The sequence below is a fragment of the Aeromonas rivipollensis genome (assembly GCF_010974825.1).
Classification (GTDB): Bacteria; Pseudomonadota; Gammaproteobacteria; order Enterobacterales; family Aeromonadaceae; genus Aeromonas; species Aeromonas rivipollensis.
Genome location: NZ_JAAILA010000031.1, coordinates 131,373 through 144,187 on the forward strand (window position 1 = coordinate 131,373; position 12,815 = coordinate 144,187).

A 12,815-nucleotide genomic window follows, 5' to 3' on the forward strand; every position below is an offset into this window, starting at 1 on the left:
AGAGGATTCAATAGCCAAGGCCACCTTATCTCGTCACTCTAGATGTGTAAACATCTGGATGGCTAAATCATCCAGTTTCCCATCAGATGAATGAGCATAAGGAATTGGACCTATGACACGAGCACACACCCTGGGCTTCCCCCGTATCGGCGCCAAGCGCGAGTTGAAATTTGCCCTGGAATCCTACTGGCGTGGCGAGACCACCCAGGCCGAGCTGGTCGCCGTGGGCAAGAGCCTGCGGGAACGCCACTGGCAGGCCCAGCGCACCGCCGGGGTCAACCTGCTGCCGGTGGGCGACTTCGCCTGGTACGATCAGGTGCTCGGCACCAGCCTGCTGGTGGACGCCGTGCCTGTCCGTCACCGCCATGGGGACACCGATCTCGACACCCTGTTCCGGGTGGCCCGTGGCCGTGCGCCCACCGGCCCCGCTGCCGCCGCCGCCGAGATGACCAAGTGGTTCAACACCAACTATCACTACCTGGTGCCCGAGTTCAGCCGCGACCAGCGCTTCAAGCTGGGCTGGAGCCAACTCTTTGAAGAGGTCGAAGAGGCCAAGGCGCTGGGACTGCCGGTCAAGGCGGTGCTGCTGGGGCCCGTCTCCTACCTCTGGCTCGGCAAGGAGAAAGAGAGCGGCTTCTCTCGTCTGGAATTGCTCGACCGCCTGCTGATCGTCTATCAGGAGATCCTGGCGAAACTGGCATCCCAGGGAGTGGAATGGGTGCAGATCGACGAGCCGGCCCTGGCGCTGGACCTGCCGGACGAGTGGCGCCTGGCCTACCTCAACGCCTACGAGCGCCTGAGCGGTCCCTGCAAGCTGCTGCTCACCACCTATTTCGGCTCGGTGGCCCATCAGCGCGACATCATCACCAGCCTCAAGGTGGATGGCCTGCACCTGGATCTGGTGGCCGCCCCCGAGCAGCTGGAGACCCTGGTGCCGCATCTGCCGGCCCAGTGGGTGCTTTCCGCTGGCGTCATCAACGGCCGCAACGTCTGGCGTGCCAACCTGGGCAAGCTGGCGCCGATGCTAAAAGCGCTGAAAGCCAAGCTCGGTGAGCGGCTCTGGGTGGCCTCTTCCTGCTCCCTGCTGCACAGCCCGGTGGATCTCACCCTGGAGCACGAGCTGGATCCCCAGACCCGCAGCTGGTTCGCCTTCGCCCTGCAAAAGTGCTACGAGCTGGGGCTGCTCTCTGACTACCTGGACGGAGGGGATCTGGACAAGATCACCGCCTACAGCCAGCCCATCGTCGATCGGGAGTCCGACAGCCGGGTCCACAAGCGGGCGGTGCAGTCCCGTCTGGCCAGCCTGACCAACAGCGATTTTGATCGCCAGAGCGCCTATCCGGTGCGGGCACAGGCGCAGCGCATTGATCTCAAGCTGCCGCTCTTGCCCACCACCACTATCGGCTCCTTCCCGCAGACCTCCGACATCCGGTTGCTGCGCCAGGAGTGGCGGGCCGGTCGCATCGACGACGCTGCCTACGAGGCGGGCATCCAGGCCCAGATCAAGGACGCGATTGAGCGCCAGGAAGCCATAGGGCTGGACGTGCTGGTGCACGGCGAGGCCGAGCGCAACGACATGGTGGAGTATTTCGGCGAGCTGCTGGACGGCTTTGCCATCACCCGTTTCGGCTGGGTGCAGAGCTATGGCTCCCGCTGCGTCAAGCCGCCGGTGATCACCCGGGATATCGACCGCGGGGCCCCGATGACGCTGGCGTGGACCAAGTTCGCCCAGAGCCTGACCGACAAGCCGGTGAAGGGGATGCTGACCGGGCCCGTGACTATTCTCTGCTGGTCCTTCCCCCGGGAAGACGTGAGCCGCGAGCAGTCCGCCCTGCAGATTGGCCTGGCCATTCGCGACGAGGTGGCAGATCTCGAAGCCGCCGGCATCAAGATCATCCAGATCGACGAACCGGCCATCCGCGAAGGGCTGCCCCTGCGCAAGCAGGATCATCAGGCTTACCTGGATTGGGCGGTGCGCGCCTTCCGCCTGAGCGCCAGCCCAGTGGTGGACAGCACCCAGATCCACACCCACATGTGTTACAGCGACTTCAACCTCATCATAGAGGCGGTGGCGGCGCTGGACGCGGACGTCATCACCATAGAGACCAGCCGCAGCCAGATGCAGTTGCTCGAGGCGTTCGAGCGCTTCAACTACCCCAACGAGATCGGGCCGGGCGTCTACGACATCCACTCCCCGAACGTGCCGAGCCAGGGCTGGATTGAGGATCTGATCCGCAAGGCGGCCAGACAGATCCCGGCCGAGCGGCTCTGGGTCAACCCGGACTGCGGCCTCAAGACCCGCGGCTGGGAAGAGACCACGGCTGCCCTCAAGGTGATGGTCGATGCGACCCGGGCGCTGCGAGCCGAACTGGCCTGAGCAGGCTCTTACCGCTCGGCAGACAACGCAAGAGCACTGAGATAACGAGAGAGGGAAGGCGCAGGCCTTCCCTCTTTTTTGCATGAGGGCCTTAAGCCCCTCAGGGGGTAAGCAGCAGGGGGGCGCCGGTTTGCGGGTATGGTGCTGGGCTTTGCGGCCTGTGCCACCCCTGCGATGGTGCCTCCCGCGCCAGCGCCTCGGCCAGCCAGCGCCCGTCGAGGGGGATGGCGTTGCGATCCTCGATCACCAGATTGAGGTGCTGGGCGCCGAGGCAGCCGTAGCGCGCCGGGTCTGTCTGGGTGAAGAGTCCGAGGCAGGGCACGCCGCTCGCGGCCGCCAGATGCAGGGGACCTGTGTCGCAACTGACGAAGAGGGCGAGGCCGCGGGTGAAGCGGGCCAGCTCGCTCATGCTGGCCAGGGATAAGTGCAGATCCCCCAGCAGGGGTTGGGGGGAAGCCGGATCTTCGAGCTGGATCAGCAGGGCATCCGGACTGTGGCGGCGTAGCTCCCCGAGCAGTCGCCGCCACTGGGTGGCGGAGAGCCCCTTGCCCTTGCGGGCGCCGGTGAAGAAGCCGATGAGGGGGTGGCCCGGGTGGGCCCGCCGCAACGCGGCCAGCGGCGGGCAGGGGGCCAGGAGCACGCTGCCAAGCTCAATCTGCTCCGCCGGGTTGCCATGGCAACCGAGCAGTTGCAGGGGCTGGTGGGCGTAGTGGCAGCCACTGTCGGGGCGGAGGGGCTGATCGAACAGGGCATCCCCCTTGGCGTCGTCAAAGCCGATCTTCTCGCCGGCCCGCACCCAGGCGGCGATCAGGTGATCCGTGCTGGAGGCGAAGGGCACATAGACGCTGTCATAGTGCCGCTGGCGCAGGCGCCATAGCACCGCAAGGGCGCCGATCAGCTGCTTGCCCTGCAAGCGGATCCGATGGATGGCCCCCAGTTGCAGATCGGCGAGAAAGGGGAGCAAGGAACCGCCGCTGCACACCAGCTCGATCTCGGCTGTGGGGTGATCCCGTCTCAGCCGCTGCAGGAAGGGCAGCAGGAAGAGGTTGTTGCCGATGCGGTGGGTGCTGCGAATGACCAGGATCCGCCGGGGCGCCTGAGGTGAGGGGGGCAGGCGGCCCCGTCCGGCCAGCCAGGCGAGGGTGGCCCGCTCCAGCCCGGCGGTCCAGCTGCGGCGCTGGCCATCGAAGCGGCGCAGGGCATCTCTGAGAGTCTTCATAGCGTTTGGCTCCGTTCATGAGGATGGCAGCAAGGTGACAGCCGACCCTTAAGCCAGCGTTAAGAGGGAGGAAAAAGTGCCGTGGAGCCGGTGGCGGCAGGATCAGCGGGCGATAAGCCGGGTGGTTAACCCCTGGCGGGCTGGTATTGGACCGGGGTTACTGGCTAGAATTGCGCATTTGAAATAAATGTTATCGTCTTCGGGAGCAGGATGCAGTTCAGGGATTTTTTGCCGGTATCGACCAATACCAGCCTCAAAGAGAGTTGTTACGGTGCCCTCGGCGCCTTCGTCGGATTGCTGGGCACCGCCTGGCTCTGCCAGTGGGGGTTGGGGCTGGAGGTGCACTGGCTGATTGCCCCCATGGGAGCCTCCGCCGTGCTGCTGTTTGCCGCCCCGGCGAGCCCTCTGGCCCAGCCCTGGTCCATCCTGGTGGGCAACGGGGTCTCGGCCTTGATGGGGGTACTGAGTGCCAGCCTGGTGCCGGACATGGCCCTCGCCTCGGCCCTGGCGGTGATGCTGGCCATCGCCGCCATGTTCCTCACCCGCAGCCTGCACCCGCCCGGCGGGGCCGTGGCCCTGACCGCCGTCATAGGCGGCGAGGGGATCCGGGCGCTGGGGGTGGGTTATGTGCTGCTGCCTGTGCTGCTCAACTCCCTGCTGTTGCTGAGCCTGGGGCTGCTCTACAACCGCGCCCTGGGGCGCCGTTATCCCAATGGCGGCAAGGTGGCGCCCAATCGTCACCAGACGGCGGATCCCCAGCCGAGCGCCCGGCTCGCCACCCAGGACATCGACTTTGCCCTGGACAAGCACGGGGAGCTGCTCGACATCAGCCGCCAGGATCTGCAGGAGCTGCTGCAGGAGGCCCAGTTGCACGCCCTGCGGGGGCGAGTGGGCACGGTGCGCTGTCAGGATGTGATGTCGCGGGATCTGGTGGTCAGCTCCCCAGAGGCGTCAGCCATGGCGGCCTGGGATTTGCTCTCTCATCATCAGATCAAGGCGTTGCCGGTGGCGGACGAAGAGGGCCGATTGGCGGGCATCATCACCCTGCATGATCTGATGATCGACAGGGAGAGCCGCCAGCCCAGGGGGCGGGAGGCGCTCGAGCAATTGCGGGTGGCGGATCTGATGACCCGGGAGGTACGGACGGCGCGGCGCTACCAACCCCTCTACGATCTGGTAGAAGCCTTCTCCGACGGGGGCTTGCACCACATGCCTGTGGTGGAAGGAGAGCGGCTGGTGGGCATCATCACCCAGTCCGACATGGTGGCGGCCCTCTTCACCCTGGCCCTGCAACCCGGGCAGGCGGAGGAGGCGCCCGCCTGCGAGCCATAAGAAGCGGGCCCCTTGCGGGGCCCGTTTTGTTCAGGGTTTGGGGTAGACGGTCTCCCCCATGAAGACCGTCTGCTCGACCCGGGTCTGTGCGATCTGCTCCGGCGTGCCGGCCTTGACCAGGGCGAACAGGTCCCGGTCCAGCACGATGAAGTCCGCCGACTTGCCCGCCTCGATGGAGCCGGTGATCGCCTCCTGACGTACCGCCCTGGCGCCGTTGATGGTGTAGGCGGCCAGCATCTCGACAAGGGAGGTGCGCTGACTGGCCCTGAAATCATCGCCGCTGCCGGCCGCCTTCACTATGCCGGCGGCCATGTTCTCGAACGGGCGCGGGTCCCGGCTGTCCACCGGGGCGTCGCTGCCCGCCACCAGCACGGCGCCAGCCTGGCGCGAACTCTCGACCGGGTAGAGGGCGTCATGGAGATAGCCCATGGGGTCGTAGATGGCCTCGCTCAGGGACTGTCCCACCCTGGTTGGCTGGATGAAGGGGCTGACCAGCATGTCGTAGGCAAGCTGGGGCGTGGTCCAGGCATAGGTGAAGGTGAGGTAGAGGCCAAGTTCGCCGAGGCGTTTCTGATCGTCCGGGTGCACCACCTGCAGGTGGGCCAGGGTGTGGGGGATGCCGCTCTCCCCGTTGCTGGCGCGGGCCGCCTCCAGGGCATCGAGGGCTACGCGGGTGCTGCGATCGCCGATGCTGTGCATGTGGATGCCAAATCCGGCCCCATCCAGCGCAGTGACGTAGCGCGTCAGATCCGCCTCCTTGTAGTTGACTATGCCGTTGCTGCCCGCATCCTCGCTGTCCGCTGTGATGCTCACCTCGCCGCTGTCGGGATCCAGGGCCAGATGAGGACTGTGGTAGTTCTCCAGCATGCCGGCGTTGGGCAGGAAGGGGGGGCTGGTGAAGGGATCCCCCTCCAGCACGCCGTCGAGGAAGATCTTGACCGCATCGGCCTTGATCAGGGGGTTGCCTGCGAAGGCGTCACGCACCTGGTTCGCCTTGGCCAGGTGCCCGTCGATGTCCAGCTTGCCGCTGTAGTCATCCTGGTTGAAGCAGGTGGCGGCGGTGACGCGCATGTGCAGCAGATCCTGGTCCTGCATCTTGAGCATCCGATCCCGGATGAAGTCGTTGGCGCAGGCATCCTGCACCCCCGTGATGCCGCGGGACGCCATCAGCTCGGAGATGGCGGGGAGTATCTTGTCATACTGGGCCTCCGCCTGTTCCCCCTCCGCGCTCAGCACCCCGGTGTCGGGGACCGCAATGGCGCTGCGGGCCGCGTCCCGGATCACGCCGGTCGCCAGATCCACATAGGGGATGAAGGCCTCGAACACGCCGCCCGGGGCCAGGGTGGTGGCATTGAAGCCGACCACATTGCCATCTTCGTCCTGTGCCAGCGCTAGCGCCTGTGAGTTGTAGCCGCCGGCATGGCCGTCGACCCCGGCCAGCATCACCGGGTTGTTCGGTGCCGCCGCATCCAGGGCCGCCAGCAGGGTGGCATGGGTGGCGGTGGGGGTGTTGCCGTCATAGGGCGACCACTGGTTGACCACCAGCCAGTCCCCGGGGGCCGGGGCGTAGCGGGGCAGGCACTCGCTGACCTTGGCCGCGAGCTGATCCAGGTTGACGCTCTGGCCGTCCAGATCGCACATGTCGAGCGCAACCGTGCCGAGCAGGTGGATGTGGTTGTCGTGCAGGCCGGGCAGCACCATCCTCCCTTGCAGATCCACCACCTGGGTCGCACTGTTCTTCAAGGCCTCGGCCCCCGCGCGTGAGCCCACATAAGTGAACTTGCCCCCTTGCACCACCATGGCCTCGGCCTGGCTGCGTTGCCCATCCTGGGTGTGGATCTTGCCGTTGAGATAGAGGGTGTTGCCGGGCGGCGGCTCACTGCTGTCTTGCTGGCAGCCGAGCAGGCCACTCACCAGCAGGGCGATGGCGCCCAGCCTGAGACGGGGGTGTTTGCTATCCATAGCGCGCTCTCCTTGGGTTAATTGCAGTTTTTACTGCAGATATGAGCACTTATGGTTATTGCAGCTATTCTGAAAAATGCCAGTGATTGCTGCACTTTTTTTGACTTGTGTTTACCTTGTCTCATCATGTAGTTATGACAACCAGTCGCCCCTTGGGGGCGGAGACCGCATCGGGGGAAGAGAATGTCACAACACGTGCTGCCGGCCGAACTGTGCATGCGGCGCCAACCCAGGCAACTGCGTAGCCAGGAGGTGGCGAGCCGCATCGAGCAGGCCACCCTGGCCCTGTTGCAGGAGCAGGGGTTTGCGGCCCTCAACACTAACGCCATCGCCGCCCGCGCCGGGGTGGGCATCAAGTCGCTGTACCATCTGTTTCCCAACAAGGAGGCCATCATCTGCCGGCTGGCCCTGGACTGGTTGGCGGCGGTGTGCGAGGCGCAGGAGGTCATCCGCGAGCAGGCCGACAGCTGGCCGCAGACCCTGCTGATGCTGGACGAGGCGTTGGAGGCGCTGGATGAGCGCTTCGTCGGCTATGGGGCGCTGTGGCAGGCGATGGATCTCATTCCCGCCCTGCACGGGGTCGAGCAGGAGCACGAGGGGCGTCAGGTAGCCTTCTGGTCCGAGCGGCTGCGCCACTTTGGCTGCCGCTGGCCCGAGTCCGAGCTCATCACCCTGGTGCGCTATTTCTACCGCACCGCGGACGTGGCCAAGCAGTGCACCAAGGGGCAGGGGGAGGCGGGGGCGCAGCTGTGGCAACTGCATAGACGCTGGAGCGAGCAGCTGATGATGGCGGCCATTGAGGAGCCGGATCCCGCCCGGGTCTGGCAGTCGATGCCGGGACTGGCACCGGCTGGCCCAGTTCCAACGAAGAGGGATGAATAAAGAGAGGGAGTGCCAGGCACTCCCTCTCTTGCATCTGGCATTGCGCCCTGCGGGCTAGCCGTATCGGGCCAGGGTCAGCCCCTCGTCGCTGATGGCCGGAGCGCTGCCCGAGATGAGGTCGCTGAGTAGTTGGCCCGAGCCTGCCGCCATGGTCCAGCCCAGGGTGCCGTGGCCTGTGTTGAGCCAGAGGCCCGGGATGGGGCTGGGGCCCACCAGGGGCGTGCCATCCGGGGTCATGGGGCGCAGCCCGGTCCAGAACTCGGCCCGGGGGAGATCGCCCCCCTCGGGGAAGAGGTCCCTCACCACCATGGCCAGGGTGTCGTGGCGTCTGGGGTTGAGCGCCAGATTGAAGCCGCTGAGTTCGGCCATGCCGCCGACCCGGATCCGCTCATCGAAGCGGGTGATGGCGACCTTGTAGGTTTCATCCAACACAGTGCTGCGCGGCGCCCCAGCGGCATCCGTCATCGGCAGGGTGAGGGAGTAGCCCTTGACCGGGTAGACGGGGAGCTCTATCCCGAGGGGGCGCAAGAAGCCAGTGCCATAGCTGCCCAGAGCGCAGACGATGGCGTCGGCCTTGAAGCGCTGCTCGCCGGCACGCACCGCCACGGCGCGCCCCTGGGCGAGTTCAACCTCGTCGATGGCGCAGTTGAAGACGAACTCCACCCCGAGCCGCCGTGCCTCGTCAGCCAGGGCCTGGGTGAAGCGGAAGCAGTCCCCCGTCTCGTCCCCCGGTAGGCGCAGGCCACCCACCACCTTGCCGCGCACCCTTGCCAGGGCGGGTTCGACCTCCTCACAGCCGTCGGCATCGAGGGACTGGTAGGGGACGCCGTACTCTTCCAGCACTTCGATGTCGCGCTGGCTGGCATCGCGCTGGGCCTGGCTTCGGAACAGTTGCAGGGTGCCGAGCTGGCGCCCCTCGTAGTCCAGCGCCAGCTCGTCGCGCAAAAGCTTCATGCAGTCGCGGCTGTATTCGGCCAGGCGCACCATGCGCCCCTTGTTGACCGCATAGGCTGCCGGGGTGCAGTTGGCGAACATCTTCAGCATCCAGCGCAGCTGGAAGGGATCCGAGGTGGGGCGCACCGTGAAGGGGGCGTGTTTTTGCAGCAGCCATTTGGCCGCCTTGAGGGGAATGCCGGGGGCCGCCCAGGGAGAGGCATAACCCGGGGAGATCTGACCCGCATTGGCATGGCTGGTTTCAAGGGCCACCCCGCCGCGCCGCTCCAGCAGGGTCACCTTGTGACCGGCTTTGGCCAGATACCAGGCGCTGGTCACACCGACCACGCCACCACCGAGTACCACTATGTCCATCTTGTCTCTCCTTGACTGGGGCCTCCACCTTAATCAGCCGCCACAGGATATTCAACTGGTGTCGTTATCATTGGTGATTATCACCATTCACATTTTGTTAACTGGCTCTCAATGTTGTCATCTGCTCACTTTCTGGCATGAAATCTGGTCGATTCAGAGTCGTTCCAGGTGAAGCAGATGGTGCTCCGCCGTCGCCAGGATTGCCTGTTGCCGGGAGGTTGGCTGACCATCCCAGTTGGCATAGGGCAGGGCGAGGCGAGGGTGGCTGCCGAGCCTCTCCCGATGGCGCCATAAAAAGTGCCAGTAGAGGCTGTTGAACGGGCAACTGTCCGGCCCGCGGCGCTCCTTCACCTCGTAGTGGCACCCCTTGCAGTAGTGGCCCATCCGCTCCAGGTAGGTGCCGCTGCTGGCGTAGGGCTTGCTGCCCATCAGACCGCCATCGGCAAACTGGCTCATGCCGCGGGTGTTGGGCAGCTCCACCCACTCGATGGCATCCACATAGATGCCGAGATACCAGGCATCCACCTCATCCGGATGGATCCCCGCCAGCAGGGCAAAGTTGCCGGTCACCATCAGCCGCTGGATATGGTGGGCATAGGCGTGATCAAGGGACTGCTGGATCGCGTGGCGCACGCAGGCCATCCGGGTCTGCCCGCTCCAGAAGAAACCGGGCAGGGGGCGCTCGGCCCCCAGGGCATTGACGCGACCATAGTCCGGCATCTTTTCCCAGTAGAGGGCGCGGACAAACTCGCGCCAGCCGAGGATCTGGCGAATGAAGCCCTCCACCTGTGCCAGGGTGATGGTGGCCTGATTGGCCTGCCAGTGGGATTGCGCGGCGCGGATCACCTCGAGGGGATGGAGCATCTTGCTGTTCATCGAAAACGACAGGCGGCTGTGGAACAGGCTCCAGCCCCGTTCGCTCAGGGCGTCCTGATAGCGGCCGAAGTGGGGCAGGCAGTGTGCAAGGAAGTGTTCAAGCAGCGCGCGGCTCTGGCGCCGGGAGACGGGCCAGGGCAGGGCGCTGGCATCCGCAGTGCCAATGGTGGCGACGCCGTGGCGGGTCAGCATGGCATCGATGTCGCTCACCTCGTTGGCAAAGGTGAGGGTTGCCGGTATGGGCTGGCGCTCCGGCAGTCTGGCGCGGTTCTCGCTGTCAAAGTTCCAGCGCCCGCCAAGGGGCTGGTCGCGCTCATCGAGCAGCACCTTGTACTGCTTTCGCAGGGCACGGTAGAAGAACTCCATCCGGCTGTGGGGGTAGCGTCGCCAGCCATCCCGGGGGGTGAGAAAATGCTCGCTGTCCACTTCGCGGGCCGGGATGGCAAGACCTGCGGCCCACTGGGTAAGCTGGCTGGCAAGGCGCCACTCGTCCGGGCTCTGCCAGGCAAAGCGCTCGGCTTGATGGTGGGCGATCTGGGCCGCCAGCAAGCTCGGCAAATCGGGCCAGGGGGCGCTCTCGTCCAGGGTCAGGTAACAGACCCGGTGACCCGCCTTGGTGAGGGCGGCGGCGAAGGCACGCATGGCGGCAAAGAAGGCCAGCACCTTCTGGCGATGGTGGCGGCAGTAGTCCGTCTCCTGGCGCAGCTCCGCCATCAGGTAGCAGACGGCGGGATCCGGTGTGCGAAACCAGCTGTGACCGGCGTTCAGTTGATCCCCGAGGATGAGGCGCAGCTCCATCAGGCGTGCTCCTTCTGACGGCGGCAGCGTTCGCTGCAGTAGCGCACCTCCTGCCAGCAGCGGGCCCACTTGCGCCGCCAGGTGAAGGGACGCTGGCAGACGGGGCAGACTTTCTCGGGTAGATGAGGTTTGAGGTGCATGTTCCGCCTCGTTCACTGGGTTGACCGAACTCTGCCTGCATAACGAAGCGCAACCAGGATGGGATCACAGTGGGACGGGAAAGAGGTCGTTCCGGCTTGCGAGGAGAGAGGTGCAATGAGAAGGCCCCCGCACCTGTCGGTGCGGGGGCCTTCTGTGACCGTTACTGGTTGCTGAACAGCTTGGTGCGGGGCGTGGACTGGGCGGTCAGGGTCATGCGGCCCGAGGTTTCCAGCCAGGTTCTGATCTTCTTGGCGTCGGCCACCCGCTCATCCGTGGTATTGGCGTGAAGCAGCACCATGACCACGGGTTCATTGTTGACCCGGGTGTCCATCACCAGGCAGCGACCCGCTTCGCGGATGTAGCCGGTCTTGGAGACCATGATGGGCCAGCTTCCTTCCCGCACCAGGCGGTTGGAGTTGTGGTACTGCATCTGGCGTTTGCCGTTGCGCACCAGCCTGTGCTCTGTGGTGGAGTATTGGCGGATCAGCGGGTAGCTGGAGGCGCTGGCCACCAGCTTGGCGAGATCGTGGGCGCTGGAGACGTTGCGCGGGTTGAGCCCTGTGCTGTCGGCGAAATGGGTGCTCCACATGCCGAGCATGCGGGCCTTGGCGTTCATCGCCTCGATAAAGGCGCGGCGGCCGCCGGGGTAGTGTCTCGCCAGGGCCGAGGCGGCCCGGTTTTCCGACGACATCAGGGCGATGTGCAACATGTCGGCGCGGCTGAGGCGGGAGCCTATGGCCAGGCGGGAACCTGTGCCCTTGATCCTGTCCACATCGTCCATGGTGACGGTGAGCATCTCGTTGAGGCGCTGGTTGCCATCCAGCACCACCAGTGCCGTCATCAGCTTGGTGATGGAGGCGATTGCCATCACCCGATTGGCGTTGCGTTCAGCCAGGATCTCCCCGGTTCTGGGGTTGGCAACCACGAAGGCATCGGATCCCAGGGCGAGATTGGTGCGTGGTGCTATCAGGCTGTTGGTGGAGGAGGAGGTCGCAGAAAACGGGTTGGCATGGGCGCTTTCCATGCTGGCGGGAAGGAGGAAGGCGCCGAGCAGCAGGGGAAGAAAAGGACGAAGGTTCATGGTTTGGCTCTACTACGACTGACAGGGACATTTGGCTAAGTTATATGACGGTAATTGACGCTTCACAACGTCTGACGGCCCGATATTTCCATTTTATGGGATGGCTCACCTTGAAATAACCGATTTCACGGCTATAGCGCCCTCTCACGGGATTCATAATGAGCCATTCATGGCGCACACATTGGCCTGGTTCAGCCCGTCATGGGGCGCACTATATGCCCTTTCTGACCAATCATTGCTACTCTTTTTGCGCCTTCCGGGGCGGCATTGGGCCGAAGGCACCATTAATCCTCTTTGTGTCGGGAAGATAGGCGCCGGCAGGGGCTGCGAGGGGGATGCCAGCCGACCCGGATCAGCGCAGCGCCACCCTCATCAGCGGCGAGGGGCGGTGCGCCACAAAATGGTGCCAGACATGGTCATAGAGCGCCTGTTGCCCTGGAAAGCTCACCAGCGCCTTGGCCTCGGCGAGCGAACACCAGCGGTACTCGGTGTGCTCGTCGTTGAGGGTCACAGCCTGATGGGGCGGGCAATAGACCACGAACACAGGCACCATCATCACGGTGTTGGTGGCCGCGTCGTAAAACTGCTCCAGATATTGGCCGTTATAGAGCTCGGTCACTTTGATGCCCGTCTCCTCGCCAAATTCGCGCACTATGGTCTGCCAGCCGGTTTCACCCGCCTCGACCGTGCCCGCCACATGGCACCAGAAGCCACCCTTGACCCGGTTCATCAGCAGTATCTTTATCTGGCCATCGATGTCCGATAGCGCCACTCCGGAGACGGCGTTGCAGCGAATGGGGATCATGCCTGTACCTTGTCGTCGTGAAATCACGGTTTGC

General features: G+C 64.9%; 10 protein-coding genes. 3 read left to right on the forward strand and 7 right to left on the reverse strand.

What is annotated here, in order from left to right:
- Positions 1–112: 112 nt before the first annotated feature.
- Entirely contained in the window at positions 113–2,377 is a 2,265-nt protein-coding gene (gene metE / locus G4923_RS17860) for a 5-methyltetrahydropteroyltriglutamate--homocysteine S-methyltransferase (RefSeq protein ID WP_163137853.1), read from the forward strand.
- Positions 2,378–2,477: 100 nt separating this feature from the next.
- Here the strand turns inward: metE and G4923_RS17865 are convergent, their stop codons facing one another.
- A complete protein-coding gene (locus G4923_RS17865) occupies positions 2,478–3,596 on the reverse strand; it encodes a glycosyltransferase family 9 protein (RefSeq protein ID WP_163137854.1) in 1,119 nt (372 codons plus the stop codon).
- A gap of 210 nt (positions 3,597–3,806) precedes the next feature.
- Between G4923_RS17865 and G4923_RS17870 the strand changes: the two genes are divergently transcribed.
- Positions 3,807–4,928 (forward strand): HPP family protein, encoded by a 1,122-nt coding sequence (locus tag G4923_RS17870; protein ID WP_163137855.1) that lies wholly within the window; start codon positions 3,807–3,809, stop codon positions 4,926–4,928.
- A 30-nt stretch (positions 4,929–4,958) separates the two neighbouring features.
- Here the strand turns inward: G4923_RS17870 and G4923_RS17875 are convergent, their stop codons facing one another.
- Positions 4,959–6,890 carry an amidohydrolase gene (locus G4923_RS17875; RefSeq protein ID WP_163137856.1) on the reverse strand — a complete coding sequence of 644 codons (1,932 nt, stop codon included), beginning with the start codon at positions 6,888–6,890 and terminating at the stop codon, positions 4,959–4,961.
- Between the two features lie 183 nt (positions 6,891–7,073).
- Here G4923_RS17875 and G4923_RS17880 point away from each other — a divergent pair, with 183 nt between their 5' ends.
- Entirely contained in the window at positions 7,074–7,772 is a 699-nt protein-coding gene (locus G4923_RS17880; RefSeq protein WP_163137857.1) for a TetR/AcrR family transcriptional regulator, read from the forward strand.
- Between the two features lie 54 nt (positions 7,773–7,826).
- Here the strand turns inward: G4923_RS17880 and G4923_RS17885 are convergent, their stop codons facing one another.
- The 5 genes from G4923_RS17885 to G4923_RS17905 all read right to left on the reverse strand — a co-directional run bounded on the left by G4923_RS17885 (position 7,827) and on the right by G4923_RS17905 (position 12,781).
- Positions 7,827–9,080 carry a D-amino acid dehydrogenase gene (locus G4923_RS17885; RefSeq protein ID WP_163137858.1) on the reverse strand — a complete coding sequence of 418 codons (1,254 nt, stop codon included), beginning with the start codon at positions 9,078–9,080 and terminating at the stop codon, positions 7,827–7,829.
- Between the two features lie 153 nt (positions 9,081–9,233).
- The gene (locus tag G4923_RS17890) at positions 9,234–10,754 is read right to left on the reverse strand and encodes a cryptochrome/photolyase family protein (protein WP_163137859.1); all 1,521 of its coding nucleotides are present in this window, start codon (positions 10,752–10,754) and stop codon (positions 9,234–9,236) included.
- Positions 10,754–10,894, reverse strand: a complete 141-nt coding sequence (locus G4923_RS17895; RefSeq protein WP_163137860.1) for a DUF2256 domain-containing protein — start codon at positions 10,892–10,894, stop codon at positions 10,754–10,756. The genes G4923_RS17890 and G4923_RS17895 overlap by 1 nt, the downstream gene beginning before the upstream one ends.
- A gap of 161 nt (positions 10,895–11,055) precedes the next feature.
- Positions 11,056–11,976 carry a D-alanyl-D-alanine endopeptidase gene (gene pbpG / locus G4923_RS17900; RefSeq protein ID WP_139744283.1) on the reverse strand — a complete coding sequence of 307 codons (921 nt, stop codon included), beginning with the start codon at positions 11,974–11,976 and terminating at the stop codon, positions 11,056–11,058.
- 352 nt (positions 11,977–12,328) lie between these two features.
- Positions 12,329–12,781, reverse strand: coding sequence for an NUDIX hydrolase (locus G4923_RS17905; RefSeq protein ID WP_163137861.1), 453 nt, complete (start codon positions 12,779–12,781; stop codon positions 12,329–12,331).
- Positions 12,782–12,815 lie beyond the last annotated feature (34 nt).